Below are 17,438 nucleotides of genomic sequence, written 5' to 3'. Positions count from 1 at the left end.
CTTCAAGGCCATTGATGACTGCTACCGAGTGCCCCCGCCGATTACTCACGCCCACGTGACCTTCGGCAAGCTCACGCACGCTGACGTTTTTCATATAGTGAATTAGCCCTAACCGCAGGAAGCCCTCGCCAGGCTTTTCCTCATCCTCACCATCATTCAAACTCTCCACACCCGCGTCAAAGCTCTCACCCGCCGTTGTGTCGTTGTTCTCCTCGTGTGCACGCTTGGCACTGACGGCAAATAAAAAGTGCGCATCCTTGAGCATGCCTTTATCGGGGCCGATGAACTGCGAAGCGCGCGAGGCGACGGCCAACTCTCGGTCGGTCAATGTGAGCGTGTAATTGTCGCGCATCGTTACCCGATAACCACCGTCCAGCCGCCTGACTTCGCGGTAGATCTCTGTCGGGCTTTGACCGAATGTGTGCATGGCAGCCTTGATCGTCGCTACCGTGGCACAGTTACCGCCTGGCCCCTGACGGAACCCACTCCAAATATTCAAAGGCTTTGCGCCATTACGCTTATCGGACAAACCCGGGATATCGCCTCCATGCGCCTGCGCAGGCGCGCAAGTCAGCACGGGCGCCGAGTCAGCTGGCGCGGCACGCCTCACCGCCTGGGGATTCACTTGGGGTTGTGGGGGCACATCGGGAAAGACCTTAGCCTTTGGCTGCGAGGGACCACTGGCCAATTGCGCTAAAAATGCGGCAACCCTGTCCACCAGGCTTTGAGCCCTTTGTTGCCCAGGCCTATCACTGGGCACCGGCACCGAGCTCCACCGCGAACCGGCATGTTTTGGCGCGTAAAAGGACGCGCGCTCATTGGGTGCGCCATGCAAATCCATGCTTGGCAGCTGACGCACATCTGGGTAAGCGATGTTATCAATGCGGTAATACACCATGACTTGCTCCACGTTTTTCAAACGTTTCCCCGAACCTTGGGCCCGGGGAAACGCGGCGTTATCGGCGAAGTAAAAACACCCTGGCGGGTGTCAGTTCCTCAGCCGGGAGCGGCTGGAGAAGCCCTGGTCCCAACGATCATTCTCATTTTCAGCAGGGCCTGGGCTCGTGACGCCAACCTTGGGCTTAGTGAGTACCTCCAAGTCTTCCTGCGGGGTCTTCCTGGGCGAGCCTGGCACCTCACTATGGATGTGGCGCGGTTTGCTATGGCTGTCGTGGTCGTGGTCGTGGTCGTCAATCGGTGCCGGCGCTACAGGCGTGATAGGCGAAACCGTCTTGAGCGTCTCGCCAACAGTGGGGTGCGGCTCGGCAGGGCTGTCAGGCTTAAGGTTTATCCGCGTCCGAGGGCGGTGATCAACCGGTACACTTACACCGGTTGTTATTCCATCGCGCTCAACCAAGGTCTCGGGACAGTGGCAATGGTTGATATTGACCTCCACCTTGACCTGCGGTTTTGCCTGATTGGTTACGCTCACACCGGATTCGCGCATCGGATGTGAAACACGGCTCCCGAAGACTGGTATCGCTGCTGGATGCGAATCCTCATCCGACTTCTCTTTTAGTTGATCCGCAACGTCCGAAATAACCTTGGACAGCGAGCCTGTTTGCAGCTTGCCTTTCAATTGAGACGCGGCAGCCGCAGCGTCCTTCAGCAGAGGTTGGGTGTGCACAGCCACGTCGTTCTGAGGGTATATACCTTGCGTGGTATTGGCTGTTGTATCGGTGTGAGGCATTAGGGCAACTGTTTCGGCCTTGCCCGAAAACATCTCACGCAGGGCGCTGACAAGTTGTTCAAACATATCAAACAGTTTCGTGAGCATGTTGGCATTATTCAACCCGTCACGCTGCAAAGCCGTGGAAAACTCAGTTCGGGGGGCGGGTGGAGTGTGCCCCAAACCAGCCCCGTGCAGGCCAACAGGCTTACCGACATTGGGTTCTTTCGAGACTGTCAGGTCAAGGGGCAACGTATCAGAGTTGATAGAGGGCGAATGGCTGATCGAAAAAGACATTAGTAATTTCCTAATTAAGCGCAGCCTGGGCAATTAAAACCCAGAACAGCGACAGTCATTATAAGTGCTGCAAGCAACAGCGCTGCTTCACAGACCCTACTTTTGTGAGGCGCGAGATTATTGAGTTCCAGAAATCGCGCTTAATATAAGGAAACCAAATCAACCTTTAGGACTTTTCCCCGTTGTTATTCACGAAAAACCGAGACGTCGCTCACCCCTACCCGCATGACAGCGGACACATGCACTTATAAACTGCCAAGGCTGCAATTAAGCGACATGATTAACCAACCAACAAAACGACAACGTGTGATACTCCGCACTCAATGAAACACCTGTCGCAACATTTATTACTTGATTAGAAAACGACTGACTATTTAGAACAACTCTGTATCAATATCCAAACCCGGTTTGGCAGCGACTGTTGCTTTCCAGCACTAAAAAAGCTTCCGACAGCGAAAAAACGCCACCTCTCAAGCTTGGCGAGCCTCCGCGGCAATACCTTTAAATGCAAAAATGCTCCGTATCTTTCAATACGGAGCATTTTTGAAACAAAGGCGGCTGTGATTGCTTCACTACGCCGGGTCGGGATGCTTCATACCCAGCAAGCGGCTGACCTGCTCCAACCCGGTTTCGCGGCGCAGCGCGGTAAACAACTCGACTGCCTCGGGGTAGTTGCGCGTGAGCATCGCCAGCCACTGCTTCAAACGGCCCGGCGCCTGCTTTTCGGTCAGTTGCGCCACCGATTGGCGCCAGAACTCGTGGAGCATCGGCTGCATGTCTGCCCACGTCATCTCTACCACCTCTTCGCCTGCCTTCGCCGCCACAATCTGCCGCGCCAGGTCTGGGCGGGCCACCAGGCCACGGCCAAGCATGATGTCTTCGGCGCCGCTGACTTCGCGGCAACGCTTCCAGTCTTCGACGCTCCAGATATCGCCATTGGCAAACACCGGCACCTTGACCACGTCTTGCACCCGCGGAATCCACTCCCAATGGGCCGGCGGCTTGTAGCCATCGGTCTTGGTGCGCGCATGCACCACGATGTGCGCCGCGCCGCCTTCAGCCAGGGCCGTGGCGCACACCAACGCACCGTCGGGGCTGTCGAAGCCCAGGCGCATTTTCGCAGTGACCGGGATATGCGCCGGCACGGCGCGGCGCACGTGCTCGACGATCTGGTTGAGCAGCTCGGGCTCCTTGAGCAATACCGCACCGCCACGGGATTTGTTGACGGTCTTGGCCGGGCAGCCGAAGTTCAGGTCGATCACCTCGGAACCCAATTCGCACGCCAACGCAGCGTTTTCCGCCAGGCACACCGGGTCCGAGCCCAACAACTGCACGCGCAACGGCACGCCCGCTGCGGTGTGGGCACCGTGCAGCAGTTCGGGGGCGAGCTTGTGGAAATAGGCCGGGGTGAGCAGGCGGTCGTTGACGCGAATGAACTCGGTCACGCACCAGTCAATACCGCCCACGCGGGTCAACACGTCCCGCAGGATGTTGTCGACCAACCCCTCCATGGGCGCCAAAGCAATTTGCATGGGAAACACTCAACAAAAATCGTGGCGCAGTTTACTGGGTTTCCCACAGCAACCGTTAACCCCCTGTCAGGGCCGGGCCATAGCCATCGAGAAACTCGGCGGGCATGCGCTTGGGTTTGCCGCTGGACAGCTCGATGCAAACAAAGGTGGTTTGCGCACGCAGCAGGGTCGCACCATCGCTGGGGCGTACCAACTGGAAGCGCCGAGTCATCTTCAGCCGCTGGTCCCAGTCAACGATCCAGGTAGCCAGTTGCAACTCGTCACCTTCGTAGCCGGCCGCCAGATAGTCGATCTCATGGCGCACCACGGCCATGGCGCGGTCCAGCCGGCGATACTCGGCGAGGTCCAGCCCCAGACGCTGGGAGTGACGCCACGCACAACGCTCCAGCCAGGACACGTACACCGCATTATTGGCGTGCCCAAGGCCATCGATGTCTTCAGCGGCGACCTGCAGGTCGATGATAAACGGCGCTGCCAGATCCCAGCCCATGCCTTGCTCCAGTCGATGAATGTCGCCGGGCAGTGTATCAGGCGGTTTGCCGCTCCTGTAAACGACTGCCGGCCAACAGGGCCAACACACCCTCGATCACCCGTGGATCGGCCAGCACCCGCTGATGACCGCCCTGCTCAAGGCGCAGCAGGCGGCTGTCGAACCAAGCCTCATGAATGGCTTGCGAGGCTTTGACCGGGACGAACGTGTCGTCTTCAGCGTGCACGATCAACCCCGGCAGGTTCATCTGGTAGTGGGCCACATCCAGGTGCTTGAGCGGCATTCCGAAAGTCTGTTCGACCTCCTGGATAAACGCCGAGCGCGCACGCGGCGGCAAGCCCACCATGCGGGTAAAGCCACGCAGCACATCCAGGAAGCGCGAGGGCGCGGCAATGCTCACCAGCGCTTCAGTGCGCAACCCCAATTGCACCGCCAGCATCGCACTGGCGCCGCCCATGGAATGCCCGACCACCGCATGCAGCGGCGGCAACTCAGCGGCAGCATCGAGCATGGCGCGGGCAAACAGCAACACATGCGCTTCACGCCCCGGCGAGCGACCATGGGCCGGGCCATCCAGGGCTATTACCGAATAACCATTGTCCACCAACGCGGTGATCAAGCTGGCGAACTGCGTGGGGCGCCCTTCCCAACCGTGCATCAGCAATACTGCTGGGCCTTGGCCCCAGCACAACGCTGACAAGCCGAAACGCAAGGTGATGCGCTCCGATTGCGCCAGCAGCGGCAGCTCCCAATCTCGCGGCGGCAAGTTGCGCGGTGTCATGAAGGTGCGGCGCAATTTGCTGGCCACCGTTCGCGGTGCCAAACGGCCAACGGTGCCATGGAAACCACGAATCCAGGTTAATGCGCCCATCATGCGACTCCTCTTTAACGCACTGCCGACTTGGCGGCGCGCAACACGCGGTCGGACAATTCACCTGGGCCAAGCGCACGAGCCAGCGCCAGGCCGCCGATCATCAAGGCCATGTCGGCCAAGGCCTTGTCGGTGTCTTCGGGGCTGGCGGCCAGTTGGGCGGCCATCAATTCGGTGTGCTCGTTGAGCGCCAGGCGGAACTCGTCCGGCAGGCGGCTCATCTCGCCCACGGTGGCGGGGATCGGGCAGGCGTGGTCGGTGGAGTCGCGGTGCTTGCGCGACAGGTAGAACGCCGCCACCAGGCTTCTGCGCTCCTCACCGGTCAGTTGCGCGTCCATGTCGTCGATCGACGCACGCCGCCGAGCCAGCAACTGGGTGAAGGCCTCCAGCATCAGCGCGTCCTTGCTTTCAAAGTGCGCGTAGAAACCGCCGACCGTGAGCCCGGCTGCGCCCATGACTTCGCCGACACTCGGCTCAGCCGGGCCGCGCTGGATCAACGCCGCGCTGGCCGCCTGCAAAATGCGTTGGCGGGTTTGCGCTTTTTTATCGATCAGCAGTGCCTCCGTCTCTCATTGGGTGAATATTATTACCATAATAATATTTAGCAAGCGACAGGCATGACCGCTGGTCAGGACAGAATAAGGGGCACTGAGGAGAGAATTGGCCAAACGCCAGACAAACAAAAGGGCCATTCAATAATTGAATGACCCTTAAAAATCCCGCAGAGCGGGTAATCGTGGCGTCCCCTAGGGGACTCGAACCCCTGTTACCGCCGTGAAAGGGCGGTGTCCTAGGCCACTAGACGAAGGGGACACAAACCTTCTATACACTGATCAGCGCTGAGAACTGATCGATTCAAGGACGGTGTGGCCGGAACCTTGAACCTGTAAATTGGTGGAGCTAAACGGGATCGAACCGTTGACCTCTTGCATGCCATGCAAGCGCTCTCCCAGCTGAGCTATAGCCCCTCATCGGTGAGGACGGGGCGAATCTTAATGGCGGTTTGGAAGTGTGTCAAATTTATTTTCAACAATTTCCAAACTTTTTTGCCGGGATAACAATCACTTACCGGCGAAACCCCGGAAAACCGGGGTTTCGTCGTAACAACAGCCTGCTTAAGCGATAGCGCCCAGCAGCTTTTCCCACTCTTTGTTTTCTTTCTTCGAAACACCCCCAAGCAAATCAAGGGCTTGGCGCAGACGGAAACGCGTAAGGTCCGGGCCGAGAATTTCCATCGCATCGAGCACCGACACCGAACTGGCCTGCCCGGTGATCGCGGCAAACATCAGCGGCATGGCATCGCGCAATTTCAATTCCAACGATTCCACCACTGCCTGGATTGTCGCGGTGATGGCATCTTTCTCCCACTGGCGCAGGCTTTCGAGCTTCCACAGGATCAACTGCATCAACTGGCGAACCTGATCACCGGAGAGCTTCTTGGACTCAAACAGCTTGGCGTCCGGGTTCACGCCACCGGCGAAGAAGAAGCTGGCTAATGGTGCGACCTGACTGAACGTCTCTACCCTGCCCTGCACCAGCGGCGCGATCTTCATCATGTACTCGGGGTTCAGCGCCCACTGCTGCACACGGCTGGCAAACTCTTCCACCGGCAAATCACGCAGCCACTGGCCGTTGAGCCACGACAGCTTCTCGATATCGAAGATCGGCCCGCCGAGGGAAACGCGCGACAGGTCGAAGTGGTCGACCATTTCCTGCAGCGAGAACTTCTCGCGCTCGTCCGGCATCGACCAGCCCATGCGGCCCAGGTAGTTGAGCATCGCCTCAGGCATAAAGCCCATGCGCTCGTAGAACGTCACCGACGTCGGGTTCTTGCGCTTGGACAGCTTGCTCTTGTCCGGGTTACGCAGCAGCGGCATGTAGCACAGCTGCGGTTGCTCCCAGCCGAAATACTCGTACAGCAGAATCAGTTTAGGCGCCGACGGCAGCCATTCTTCGCCGCGCAGCACGTGGGTGATGCCCATCAGGTGGTCGTCGACCACGTTGGCCAGGAAGTACGTCGGCAGGCCGTCGGTCTTCATCAGCACTTGCATGTCCATGCGGTCCCACGGGATCTCGACGTCACCGCGCAGCATGTCCGGCACCACGCACACGCCTTCGCTCGGCACTTTCATGCGGATCACGTGCGGCTCGCCGGCGGCCAGGCGCCGGGCCACTTCTTCCTTGGACAGCAGCAGCGCGCGGCCGTCGTAACGCGGGGTTTCACCACGGGCCTGTTGCTCGGCACGCATCTGGTCGAGTTCTTCGGCGGTGCAGAAGCACGGGAAGGCGTGGCCCATGTCGACCAGTTGCTGGGTGTACTGCTTGTAGATGTCGCTGCGCTCGCTCTGACGATACGGGCCGTGCGGGCCGCCGACGTCCGGGCCTTCAGCCCAGGTAATGCCCAACCAGCGCAAGGCATCGAAAATCTGCTGCTCCGACTCACGGGTGGAGCGCACTTGGTCGGTGTCTTCGATCCGCAGGATGAATTCACCGCCGTGCTGCTTGGCAAAGCAGTAGTTGAACAGGGCGATGTAGGCAGTACCGACGTGGGGATCCCCAGTAGGCGATGGCGCAATGCGCGTGCGGACGGTGGTCATGGCAGGTCTCGAATGGGCGATAAAACTGAAAATTGAAACAAGGGGCGAATGGTAACACCAGCGTGGGGGGTTCTGGCAGACCGAGGTGTCGCTATCGCAGGCAAGCCAGCTCCCACATTTTGACTGTGTTCACACATCAACTGTGGGAGCCGGGCTTGCCCGTGATGAGGCCAGACCGGCTAGCGAAAAATCAAACAGCCAACAGGCGCTCACGCAACTTGCCAATCTCATCGCGCGTCTGCGCCGCCGCCTCAAACTCAAGATCGCGCGCCAACTGGTACATCTTCTCTTCCAACTGCCGAATCCGCTTGGTGATCTCACTCGGCGAGCGCAGTTCGTTCTCGTACTTGGCGCTCTCCTCGGCCGCCTTGGCCATGCCCTTGCGCTTCTTGCTGCGCGAGCCCGGCACGGTGGCGCCTTCCATGATGTCGGCAACGTCCTTGAACACCCCTTTGGGGGTGATGCCATGCTCCAGGTTAAACGCAATCTGCTTGTCACGACGGCGCTCAGTCTCGCCAATCGCCCGTTCCATGGAGCCGGTGATGCGATCCGCGTACAGAATCGCGCGACCATTGAGGTTACGCGCGGCACGGCCAATGGTCTGGATCAACGAGCGCTCGGAACGCAGGAAGCCTTCCTTGTCCGCATCCAGAATCGCCACCAGCGAAACCTCCGGCATGTCCAGGCCTTCGCGCAGCAAGTTGATGCCCACCAGCACATCAAACACACCCAGGCGCAGGTCGCGGATGATCTCTACACGCTCCACGGTGTCGATGTCCGAGTGCAAATAACGCACACGCACGCCGTGGTCGGCCAGGTAATCGGTCAAGTCTTCGGACATGCGTTTGGTCAGCGTGGTGACCAGCACGCGCTCTTCCAGGGCCACGCGCTTGGTGATTTCCGAGAGCAAGTCATCGACCTGGGTCAGCGCCGGGCGGATTTCAATCTGCGGGTCCACCAGCCCGGTCGGCCGCACCAACTGCTCAATCACACGGCCGGCATGTTCGGCTTCATAGTTGCCTGGGGTTGCAGACACGAAGATGGTCTGCGGGCTGATGGCCTCCCACTCGTCAAAACGCATCGGCCGGTTATCCAGTGCCGATGGCAGACGGAAGCCGTATTCCACCAACGTCTCTTTACGCGAACGGTCGCCCTTATACATGGCGCCGACCTGCGGCACGCTGACGTGGGATTCGTCGATCACCAGCAGCGCGTCGTCGGGCAAATAATCATAGAGCGTCGGCGGCGCGGCGCCGGCTTCGCGCCCCGACAGGTAGCGTGAGTAGTTTTCGATGCCGTTGCAGTAGCCCAGCTCCAGGATCATCTCCAAATCGAAGCGGGTGCGCTGCTCCAGGCGCTGGGCTTCCACCAGCTTGTTGTTGGCGCGCAGGTATTCCAGACGCTCTACCAGTTCGGCCTTGATGCCTTCGATCGCCCCCATCAGGGTTTCACGCGGCGTCACGTAGTGGCTTTTCGGATAGAAGGTGAAGCGCGGCAGTTTGCGGATCACCTCGCCGGTCAACGGGTCGAAGGCCGACAGGCTCTCGACTTCATCGTCGAACAGCTCAATGCGGATCGCTTCCAGGTCGGATTCGGCCGGGTAAATGTCGATCACATCGCCACGCACACGGAAGGTGGCACGGGCAAAATCCATGTCGTTGCGGGTGTACTGAAGGCTTGTCAGGCGGCGCAGCAGTTCGCGCTGGTCGAGTTTGTCGCCGCGATCGACGTGCAGCACCATTTTCAAATAGGTTTCCGGGCTGCCCAGGCCGTAGATGCACGACACCGTGGTGACGATGATTGCGTCCTTGCGCTCCAGCAACGCCTTGGTCGCCGACAACCGCATCTGCTCGATATGGTCGTTGATCGACGCATCCTTCTCGATAAAGGTGTCGGACGACGGCACATAGGCTTCGGGCTGGTAGTAGTCGTAGTAGGAGACGAAGTACTCCACCGCGTTGTTCGGAAAGAACGCCTTGAACTCACCGTACAACTGCGCGGCCAGGGTTTTGTTCGGCGCCAGCACCAGAGTCGGGCGGTTGATCTGCGCGATCACGTTGGCGATGCTGAAGGTCTTGCCTGAACCGGTCACCCCGAGCAGCGTCTGGTGCGCAAGGCCGGCTTCGATGCCTTCGACCATCTGGCGAATGGCTTCGGGCTGGTCGCCGGCGGGTTCAAAACGGGTGACGAGCTGGAAATCCGACATAACGTACCTCGTGAAGTCACCCCAGACTCGAAACCGCCAGGGACGAAATAGCTCAGCAACCCGCGAATAGTCTTCGCAGGTTGCAGGAAAAAACCATGATAGCTGTAGAAGTGGTGGCGAATGTGACGGGTTTCAAGGCAATCGTCCTACCTGCCGTCGCTGATCAATATTGCAATAAGACTAACGGTGGGCAAATAAACCGAAAAACTTGGCTTAAAAGCCGTTTCGGTTGTCGCCCTGAGCCTGGATGGCCTCTATACTAGCTCCCCGTTTGTGCACCGCTCTAGTGCATTCGGCTGGAGCGCGACACGTCCCTCCATTCCCCCATAGAGCTGCCGCAAAAATGAGCCTGTTCTCCGCTGTCGAAATGGCACCACGCGATCCAATCCTGGGCCTCAACGAAGCATTTAACGCCGATACACGAACCACCAAGGTCAACCTTGGCGTGGGCGTTTACTGCAACGAGGAGGGGAAGATTCCACTCTTGCGTGCCGTTGCCGAAGCGGAAGCCATTCGCGTGGCGCAACACGCCGCCCGTGGCTACCTGCCGATCGACGGTATCGTGGCGTACGACCAGGCTGTGCAAAAGCTGCTGTTCGGCGCTGAGTCGCCACTGCTGAGCGCCGGCCGCGTGATCACCGCCCAAGCGGTCGGCGGCACCGGCGCGCTTAAAATCGGCGCGGACTTCCTCAAGCAACTGCTGCCCAACGCCGTCGTCGCTATCAGCGACCCGAGCTGGGAAAACCACCAGGCCCTGTTCGAAAAAGCCGGCTTCCCGGTGCAGACCTACCGCTACTACGACGCCGCCACCCACGACGTCAACCGTGCCGGCCTGCTCGAAGACCTCAACGCCCTGCCGCCACAGTCCATCGTGGTGCTGCACGCCTGCTGCCACAACCCGACCGGCGTTGACCTGAGCCCGGCCGACTGGCAAAACGTGCTGGAGGTCATCAAGGCCAAGAACCTGGTGCCGTTCCTCGACATGGCCTACCAGGGCTTTGGCGACGGCATCCACGAAGACGCCGCTGCTGTGCGCCTGTTTGCTGAATCGGGCCTGACCTTCTTTGTCTCCAGCTCGTTCTCCAAGTCGTTCTCGCTGTACGGCGAACGCGTGGGCGCGCTGTCGATCGTCAGCGAATCCAAGGAAGAAAGCGCGCGCATCCTGTCCCAGGTCAAACGCGTTATCCGCACCAACTACTCCAACCCGCCGACCCACGGCGCGGCGATCGTGGCGGCCGTGCTGAACAACCCTGAGCTGCGCGCCCAATGGGAAGCCGAACTGGCCGAGATGCGCCTGCGCATCCGCGGCATGCGTGAGCAGATGGTCGCCGAACTGGCCAAGGCTGCACCGGGCCACGACTTCAGCTTCGTCGGCCGCCAGCGTGGGATGTTCTCCTACTCCGGCCTGACCGTTGAGCAAGTCACCCGCCTGCGCACCGAGTTTGGTATCTACGCGCTCGACACCGGCCGCATCTGCGTGGCCGCGCTGAACCAGTCGAACATTGGTGCGGTCACTAAAGCGATTGTTCAGGTTCTATAAACCTGCCAGCGTCGTACGAAGGGGGAAGCCGATGGCTTCCCCCTTTTTATTGGCGAACCCACTAGACTGAACCCTGATCGCCCCTTTGCTGTGAGAGCCCTATGAGAAACGACGACCTGGACCTGCGCGCCGACCGCGACGAACTGCATGACTACACCCCGCGCGCGCCGCAAGCCAAGCGCCAGAAAAGTCTGGTGCTGCAAGTGGCGCTGGGCGTGTTCCTGGGTGGGTTGGCCTTGTGGCTGGTGCAGTTGGGCGCCACGGCGATAATGGCCAAGCTGGCCATGGGCACCCTGCAATTTGGCGGCTGACACAGATCAACAGGTGGGAGCTGGCTTGCCAGCTCCCACATGAGATCTAAGTGGCTACCAGGCCGCGTTCCTCCAGCAACTTCACAAAGCTGTTCAAACTCTGCGACACCGTGCCTCGGCGCCAGATCAGCCAGGTATTGAGCAGGCGAAACGCGTCGGTCAACGGCCACACACTCACCGTCGTAAACCCCGGCATGCTCTCCAGCATACTGCGCGGCATCAGCGCCAGGCCGGCCCCGGCGCTGACGCAGGCGAGCATGCCGTGATAGGACTCCATTTCGAAGATCTTGCCCGGCACCGCGCCATCCTGTGAAAACCAGCGTTCGAAGTGATGGCGATACGAGCAGTTCGAACGAAAGGTGTAGATGCTCTCCCCCGCCACATCCTGGCCCCGCGTGATCGGCGCATGGTGCAGCGGCGCAATCACCACCATCTCCTCCTCAAACACCGCCACGCCCTCCAGCGTGGCATGCAGCACCGGCCCATCGACAAACGCCGCCGCCAGGCGCCCCGACAACACGCCCTCGATCATCGTGCCCGACGGCCCGGTGCTCAGGTCCAGCTCGACCTTGGTGTGTTTCTGGTTATACGCCGCCAATAGCGCCGGAATGCGTACAGCCGCCGTACTCTCCAGCGAGCCAAGCGCAAACGCGCCCTGAGGCTCCTCCCCGGCCACGGTTGCGCGGGCCTCCTGCACCAAATCAAGAATGCGCCGCGCATAACCGAGGAAATTCCAGCCGGCTGGTGACAGGCGCAGGCGGCTTTTCTCACGGATAAACAACTCCACGCCCAAATCCTGCTCCAGTTGCTTGATGCGTGTGGTCAGGTTCGACGGCACGCGATGAATCAACTGCGCGGCGGCGCTGATGCTGCCTTGCTCGGCAACGGCCTTGAAGATTTCCAGCTGCACCAGATCCAAGTCATTCTCCAATCGTGAACGTATGTGAGCGTTCCCACGCTCTGCGTGGGAATGCCGCCAAGGACGCTCCGCGTCCAAAATCCAACATCCATTCTCAATTCGAGAACGTATCACTTAATATTATTCAGTTTCCAGAAAACATGCATCCCCGTAGGCTGACCCCATTCCACTCATTCAGCCGGACGGTGCCATGAACGCTATTACTCACCAGACCCACGCCTTGTCGATCAACCCCGCCAATGGCGAAACGGTCGCCAGCTACCCCTACGAAACCGCGGCGCAACTGGACGCCGCCCTAGACCGCGCCACTGACGCTTTCCGCAGCTGGCGCCGCCAGCCGGTGAGCCAACGCGCTGAACTGCTGCTGGCCCTGGCCGATGCATTGCGCGAGCAAGCCGAAGACATGGCCCAGATGATCACCCTGGAAATGGGCAAACCCATCGCCCAGGCCCGCGCCGAAATCGAAAAGTGTGCACAGCTCAGCGAGTGGTACGCCGCCCAAGGCCCAGCCATGCTCGCGCCGGAACCGACCCTGGTGGATAACGGCAGCGCGCAGATCGAATATCGCCCGCTGGGCCTGATCTTCGCCGTCATGCCGTGGAACTTCCCGGTGTGGCAAGTACTGCGCGGCGCCGTACCGACCTTGCTGGCCGGTAACACCTACGTGCTCAAACACGCGCCGAATGTGATGGGCAGCGCCTACCTGATCCAGCAAGCGTTCCAGAAAGCCGGTTTTGCCGAAGGTATTTTTGAAGTGGTCAACGTGACCAACGAGGGCGTATCCAAGGCCATCGCCGACCCACGCATCGCCGCCGTCACCCTCACTGGCAGCGTGCGCGCCGGTATCGCCATCGGCTCCCAGGCCGGTGCAGCGCTGAAAAAATGCGTGCTGGAATTGGGCGGCTCCGACCCGTTTATCGTGCTTAACGACGCCGACCTTGATGCCGCCGTGCAGGCCGCCGTGATCGGGCGCTTCCAGAACAGCGGCCAGGTCTGCGCCGCCGCCAAGCGCCTGATCATCGAAGCAGGTGTGGTGGAAGCTTTCACAGCCAAATTCCTCGAAGCCAGTCGAAAACTGGTGATGGGCGACCCGACGTCGACTGCCACCTACATCGGCCCGATGGCCCGTTTCGACCTGCGTGATGAACTGCACGGCCAAGTCCAGGCCACCCTGGAAGAAGGCGCGACCCTGCTGCTGGGCGGCAATAAAGTGCCCGGCGCCGGCAACTACTATGAGCCGACCGTGCTGGCCAACGTCACCGACCAGATGACCTCGTTCAAACAGGAACTGTTCGGCCCCGTGGCCTCGATCATCACCACCCGCGATGCTGACCACGCCGTGGCCCTGGCCAACGACAGCGAGTTCGGCTTGACCGCCAGTGTCTTCACCACCGACTCGGCGAAGGCCCGGGATATCACCAACCAACTGGAAACCGGCGCAGTATTCGTCAACTCGTTCAGCGTGTCAGACCCACGCGTGGCGTTTGGCGGCGTGAAAAAGAGTGGATTTGGCCGCGAACTGTCGCACTTTGGCGTACGCGAATTCTGCAACGCGCAGACCGTGTGGCTGGATCGCAAATAAAACCGGCAACACCCTTCAACTGTGGGAGCTGGCTTGCCTGCGATAGCCATAGGTATCTACACAACCGGTTAGTGGCCAGTGGGCTGTTGTGGCGAGCAGGCTTGTCCTGCGTTGGGCCGCGAAGCGGCCCCAAACCCAGACACCACAGGAGAAATAGGCTGCTTTAAAAAGTTGTGTAGATACCTATGCTGCGATAGCGGTGCATCAGTGACAACTCCTTGGCTGACCCACTGCCATCGCAGGCAAGCCAGCTCCCACCTTTGATCTGCGGTGCTTATCGATTAGTCGACCGTCACGTTGCCCACTGCTTTTGCAGCTTGCCTTTACTCGCTTCCAGCACTTGCTCGCGCGTTACTCGGTTGGTAGGCATGGTCACCTTCTCCAGGCCTTCAAAAGCGCAGGCGTCCCCAACTGAACCGGCGAGCAGTAGGCAGGCCCAAGGCATAGCTCTTATTCTTCGCAGGAATGGCGCCAATTCCCCCCGCACCCCGCAATCGACTACCATACTGCGCCGGTTCCCAAACGGGACTAATAGGGAATTCGAAGCGCGGCCCATCGCGCCAATCGAAACTGCCCCCGCAACTGTAGGTGCCGAGCCTGCTCCCTATTGCCACTGGACCACGTCCGGGAAGGCCGGAGCGAGGCGACGACGCATCAGTCAGGAGACCTGCCGGCCCAGCGTTATCACTCACCGGCGGGGTGTCCGGGAAGGACATCCGCGCCCTGCAAACCTGCAGCGTTCAAAGGTGTGTTTCCGAGCCGTACCTGCCCTGTTTCCCGTACGGTTCACTCGGAGATTGCCCCATGCTGCTACGCGTTTGCGCCCTGATCACCGGCCTGGGCTTTTGTGCCCTGGCCCACGCCACGCCGACTCACTACCCGCTCACGGTGGAAAACTGCGGCAGCAGCGTCACCTTCCAACAGGCCCCGGCACGCAGCGTGACCATTGGCCAGGCCGCCACCGAGATGCTCTACGCCCTGGGCGTGGCGAATAAAGTGGTCGGCACCTCGCTGTGGTTCAACAGCGTATTACCGCAGTTCAAAGCGCAAAACGACAAGATCGAGCGCCTGGCCGACAACGAGCCGAGCTTCGAAGCTGTGATCGCCAAACGCCCACAACTGGTGGCCGCCGAGCTGGAATGGGTGGTCGGCCCGCAAGGCGTGGTCGGTACCCGCGAGCAATTCCACGAACTGAAGATTCCCACCTACGTGCTGCCCTCCGACTGCGAAGGCAAGGACAACCTGGTGGGCGCCGATGGCACGCGGCTGGAGCCGTTTCGCATCGACACGATCTATAAAAGCATCAGCCAGTTGGCTGAGATTTTCGACGTGCAAGCGCGTGGCCAACAGTTGAATGACGAACTCAAGGCACGCCTGGCAAAGTCGGTCGCCACCGCGCAAGGCAAAGGCCTCAAGCACGCCAGCGCACTGGTGTGGTTTTCCAGCAGCGAGATGGCGGCCGACCCGTATGTGGCCGGCCACAAGGGCATTCCCGAATTGATGCTGCAAACCCTCGGCCTGCACAACGTGGTGCAGTCCGACGAAGAATGGCCCGCCGTCGGTTGGGAGACCATCGCCAAGGCCAACCCGACCTTCCTGGTGATCGCGCGCATGGACCGCCGTCGCTACCCGGCCGACGACCATGAAAAGAAACTTGCCTTCCTGCGCAGCGACCCGGTGACCCGCAACATGGACGCGGTGAAAAACAACCGCATCCTCATTATTGATGCCCTGGCGTTGCAGGCAAGCCTGCGCATGTTCGATGGCCTGGAACAACTGGCCGGTGCCATCGACGGCTACGACCTGTCGAAATGATGCGCACCCTACTCGCCCTCGCCGTGTTGCTGATGGCCGTGCTCGCCGGCACCGCCATCGGCGAAACCGCCATCGAACCGCAAGTGGTCTTGCAGGTGCTGGCCAACAAACTCTGGGCCGCCGGTTACGTGCTCGACCCGATCGATGAAGGCGTGGTGTGGAACTACCGCCTGACACGGGCGCTGGTTGCCGCCGCGTGTGGCGCCGGGCTGGCCACCTGCGGGGTGATCCTGCAGTCGCTGTTGCGCAACCCGTTGGCCGATCCGTACCTGCTGGGCATCAGCGCGGGCGCCTCGACCGGTGCAGTGTTGGTGGCATTGATGGGCGTGGGCGGCGGGCTGATTTCGCTGTCGGCGGGCGCGTTTGTCGGCGCGATGGCGGCGTTTGCGTTGGTGATTCTATTGGCACGGGCCAGCGGCTCAACCAGCGGCACCGGCCAGATCATCCTCGCCGGCATCGCCGGTTCGCAGCTGTTCAATGCCCTCACCGCGTTCCTGATCACCAAGTCCGCCAGTTCCGAACAGGCGCGCGGCATCATGTTCTGGCTGCTGGGCAACCTCAGCGGCGTGCGCTGGCCGTCGGTGTGGCTGGCGGTGCCGGTGGCGGTCGCAGGCCTGGCGGTGTGCTTGTGGCATCGGCGTGCGCTGGATGCGTTTACCTTTGGCACCGACTCGGCGGCTTCGTTGGGTATTCCAGTGCGCCGTGTGCAATTTGTGCTTGTCGGTTGCGCGGCGCTGGTGACGGCGGTGATGGTGTCGATTGTCGGCTCCATCGGTTTTGTCGGGCTGGTGATTCCCCACGCCGTGCGCCTGCTGCTGGGCACCGGGCATTCGCGGTTGCTGCCCGCCAGTGCGCTGGGCGGCGCGTTGTTTCTGATCGCTGCTGATGTGCTGTCGCGCACCTTGATCAAAGGCCAGGTGATTCCCGTCGGTGTGGTCACTGCCTTGGTCGGCGCGCCAGTCTTTGCATTGATCCTGATTGGCCGGAGGAATGCGCGATGACGGTACTCAGTTGCACCGGCCTGGGCTTCAAGGTGCGTGAAGCGCATTTGCTGCGCGACATTGATCTTGAAGTTCAGCCAGGTGAAACCTTAGGCATTGTCGGGCCGAACGGCTCGGGCAAATCCACCCTGCTCAAATTGCTCGCCGGTTTGCGTGTGCCTGCGTCCGGCGAGGTATTACTGGGCGGCCAGCGCCTGCCCAAACTGCCCCGTCGCCTTGTTGCGCAACACCTGGCGGTGGTGGAGCAGCAGGCTGATACCGACGATGCCATCCGCGTGTTCGATGCCGTGGCGCTGGGCCGCACGCCCTGGCTGTCGGCGCTGAGCCCGTGGTCTGCCGAAGACAATGCCATCGTGCGCCAGGCGCTGCACGACGTCGATGCCACCCACCTGAGCCAACGCGCCTGGCGCAGCCTCTCTGGCGGCGAACGCCAACGCGTGCACATCGCCCGCGCATTGGCGCAACGACCGCAGATCTTGTTGCTGGATGAGCCGACCAATCACCTGGATATCCAACATCAACTGGCGATTTTGAAAGGTGTGCAGGCGCTGCCGGTGACCACGCTGATTGCGCTGCATGACCTGAACCAGGCGCTGACCTGTGATCGT

15 protein-coding genes, 2 tRNA genes and 1 riboswitch are annotated in these 17,438 nt (G+C 60.6%); of the genes, 6 read left to right on the top strand and 11 right to left on the bottom strand.

Annotation, left to right across the window (positions count from 1 at the left end; genetic code table 11):
- The 10 genes from FEM54_RS06570 to uvrB form a co-directional block, all read right to left on the bottom strand.
- Window positions 1-898 (bottom strand): hypothetical protein (locus tag FEM54_RS06570; RefSeq protein ID WP_205894395.1); only part of this gene is annotated, 898 nt, incomplete at its 3' end.
- Window positions 899-988: 90 nt separating this feature from the next.
- Entirely contained in the window at window positions 989-1,966 is a 978-nt protein-coding gene (locus tag FEM54_RS06565) for a hypothetical protein (RefSeq protein ID WP_138450092.1), read from the bottom strand.
- 572 nt (window positions 1,967-2,538) lie between these two features.
- The gene (locus FEM54_RS06560; RefSeq protein ID WP_138450090.1) at window positions 2,539-3,498 is read right to left on the bottom strand and encodes a tRNA dihydrouridine synthase; all 960 of its coding nucleotides are present in this window, start codon (window positions 3,496-3,498) and stop codon (window positions 2,539-2,541) included.
- A 55-nt stretch (window positions 3,499-3,553) separates the two neighbouring features.
- Complete coding sequence (locus tag FEM54_RS06555; protein ID WP_017138730.1) at window positions 3,554-3,988, bottom strand: acyl-CoA thioesterase; 435 nt, start codon at window positions 3,986-3,988, stop codon at window positions 3,554-3,556.
- 37 nt (window positions 3,989-4,025) lie between these two features.
- Window positions 4,026-4,859, bottom strand: coding sequence for an alpha/beta hydrolase (locus FEM54_RS06550; RefSeq protein WP_017138729.1), 834 nt, complete (start codon window positions 4,857-4,859; stop codon window positions 4,026-4,028).
- Window positions 4,860-4,873: 14 nt separating this feature from the next.
- Window positions 4,874-5,413, bottom strand: a complete 540-nt coding sequence (locus FEM54_RS06545) for a TetR/AcrR family transcriptional regulator (protein WP_138450088.1) — start codon at window positions 5,411-5,413, stop codon at window positions 4,874-4,876.
- A gap of 183 nt (window positions 5,414-5,596) precedes the next feature.
- Window positions 5,597-5,672 (bottom strand) — tRNA-Glu (locus FEM54_RS06540).
- Between the two features lie 79 nt (window positions 5,673-5,751).
- Window positions 5,752-5,827, bottom strand: a tRNA-Ala gene (locus FEM54_RS06535).
- 147 nt (window positions 5,828-5,974) lie between these two features.
- Window positions 5,975-7,456, bottom strand: a complete 1,482-nt coding sequence (gene gltX, locus FEM54_RS06530; protein ID WP_017138727.1) for a glutamate--tRNA ligase — start codon at window positions 7,454-7,456, stop codon at window positions 5,975-5,977.
- 190 nt (window positions 7,457-7,646) lie between these two features.
- Entirely contained in the window at window positions 7,647-9,662 is a 2,016-nt protein-coding gene (uvrB, locus tag FEM54_RS06525) for an excinuclease ABC subunit UvrB (protein ID WP_099548995.1), read from the bottom strand.
- Window positions 9,663-10,005: 343 nt separating this feature from the next.
- On the opposite strand from uvrB, the gene FEM54_RS06520 reads away from it, so the two are divergent.
- Both FEM54_RS06520 and FEM54_RS06515 read left to right on the top strand, forming a co-directional pair.
- A complete protein-coding gene (locus tag FEM54_RS06520; RefSeq protein WP_058420170.1) occupies window positions 10,006-11,202 on the top strand; it encodes an amino acid aminotransferase in 1,197 nt (398 codons plus the stop codon).
- 101 nt (window positions 11,203-11,303) lie between these two features.
- Window positions 11,304-11,513 (top strand): hypothetical protein, encoded by a 210-nt coding sequence (locus tag FEM54_RS06515; RefSeq protein WP_017138724.1) that lies wholly within the window; start codon window positions 11,304-11,306, stop codon window positions 11,511-11,513.
- A 46-nt stretch (window positions 11,514-11,559) separates the two neighbouring features.
- Here FEM54_RS06515 and ptrR read toward each other — a convergent pair whose 3' ends face one another.
- Complete coding sequence (ptrR, locus tag FEM54_RS06510; protein WP_017138723.1) at window positions 11,560-12,432, bottom strand: putrescine utilization regulator PtrR; 873 nt, start codon at window positions 12,430-12,432, stop codon at window positions 11,560-11,562.
- 190 nt (window positions 12,433-12,622) lie between these two features.
- On the opposite strand from ptrR, the gene FEM54_RS06505 reads away from it, so the two are divergent.
- The 4 genes from FEM54_RS06505 to FEM54_RS06490 form a co-directional block, all read left to right on the top strand.
- Entirely contained in the window at window positions 12,623-14,014 is a 1,392-nt protein-coding gene (locus FEM54_RS06505) for an aldehyde dehydrogenase family protein (RefSeq protein WP_138450086.1), read from the top strand.
- Window positions 14,015-14,509: 495 nt separating this feature from the next.
- Window positions 14,510-14,703, top strand: a riboswitch (cobalamin riboswitch).
- Window positions 14,704-14,818: 115 nt separating this feature from the next.
- Window positions 14,819-15,829: an ABC transporter substrate-binding protein gene (locus tag FEM54_RS06500; RefSeq protein ID WP_138450084.1), complete on the top strand. Its 1,011-nt coding sequence runs from the start codon at window positions 14,819-14,821 to the stop codon at window positions 15,827-15,829.
- A complete protein-coding gene (locus tag FEM54_RS06495) occupies window positions 15,826-16,830 on the top strand; it encodes a FecCD family ABC transporter permease (RefSeq protein ID WP_099548990.1) in 1,005 nt (334 codons plus the stop codon). Before FEM54_RS06500 ends, FEM54_RS06495 begins: the two co-directional genes overlap by 4 nt.
- On the top strand, window positions 16,827-17,438 hold a 612-nt coding region (locus tag FEM54_RS06490), incomplete at its 3' end, for an ABC transporter ATP-binding protein (protein WP_138450082.1). The genes FEM54_RS06495 and FEM54_RS06490, both read left to right, overlap by 4 nt.

The organism is Pseudomonas edaphica (assembly GCF_005863185.1).
Lineage (GTDB): Bacteria > Pseudomonadota > Gammaproteobacteria > Pseudomonadales > Pseudomonadaceae > Aquipseudomonas > Aquipseudomonas edaphica.
This window is presented reverse-complemented; position numbering and strand designations above follow the sequence as displayed.

Bases quoted from the DNA above. Each gene is read 5' to 3' on its own strand.
- FEM54_RS06565 (WP_138450092.1), bottom strand. From the start codon at position 1,966: ATGTCTTTTTCGATCAGCCATTCGCCCTCTATCAACTCTGATACGTTG.
- FEM54_RS06560 (WP_138450090.1), bottom strand. From the start codon at position 3,498: ATGCAAATTGCTTTGGCGCCCATGGAGGGGTTGGTCGACAACATCCTG.
- FEM54_RS06555 (WP_017138730.1), bottom strand. From the start codon at position 3,988: ATGGGCTGGGATCTGGCAGCGCCGTTTATCATCGACCTGCAGGTCGCC.
- FEM54_RS06550 (WP_017138729.1), bottom strand. From the start codon at position 4,859: ATGGGCGCATTAACCTGGATTCGTGGTTTCCATGGCACCGTTGGCCGT.
- gltX (WP_017138727.1), bottom strand. From the start codon at position 7,456: ATGACCACCGTCCGCACGCGCATTGCGCCATCGCCTACTGGGGATCCC.
- uvrB (WP_099548995.1), bottom strand. From the start codon at position 9,662: ATGTCGGATTTCCAGCTCGTCACCCGTTTTGAACCCGCCGGCGACCAG.
- FEM54_RS06520 (WP_058420170.1), top strand. From the start codon at position 10,006: ATGAGCCTGTTCTCCGCTGTCGAAATGGCACCACGCGATCCAATCCTG.
- FEM54_RS06515 (WP_017138724.1), top strand. From the start codon at position 11,304: ATGAGAAACGACGACCTGGACCTGCGCGCCGACCGCGACGAACTGCAT.
- FEM54_RS06505 (WP_138450086.1), top strand. From the start codon at position 12,623: ATGAACGCTATTACTCACCAGACCCACGCCTTGTCGATCAACCCCGCC.
- FEM54_RS06500 (WP_138450084.1), top strand. From the start codon at position 14,819: ATGCTGCTACGCGTTTGCGCCCTGATCACCGGCCTGGGCTTTTGTGCC.
- FEM54_RS06495 (WP_099548990.1), top strand. From the start codon at position 15,826: ATGATGCGCACCCTACTCGCCCTCGCCGTGTTGCTGATGGCCGTGCTC.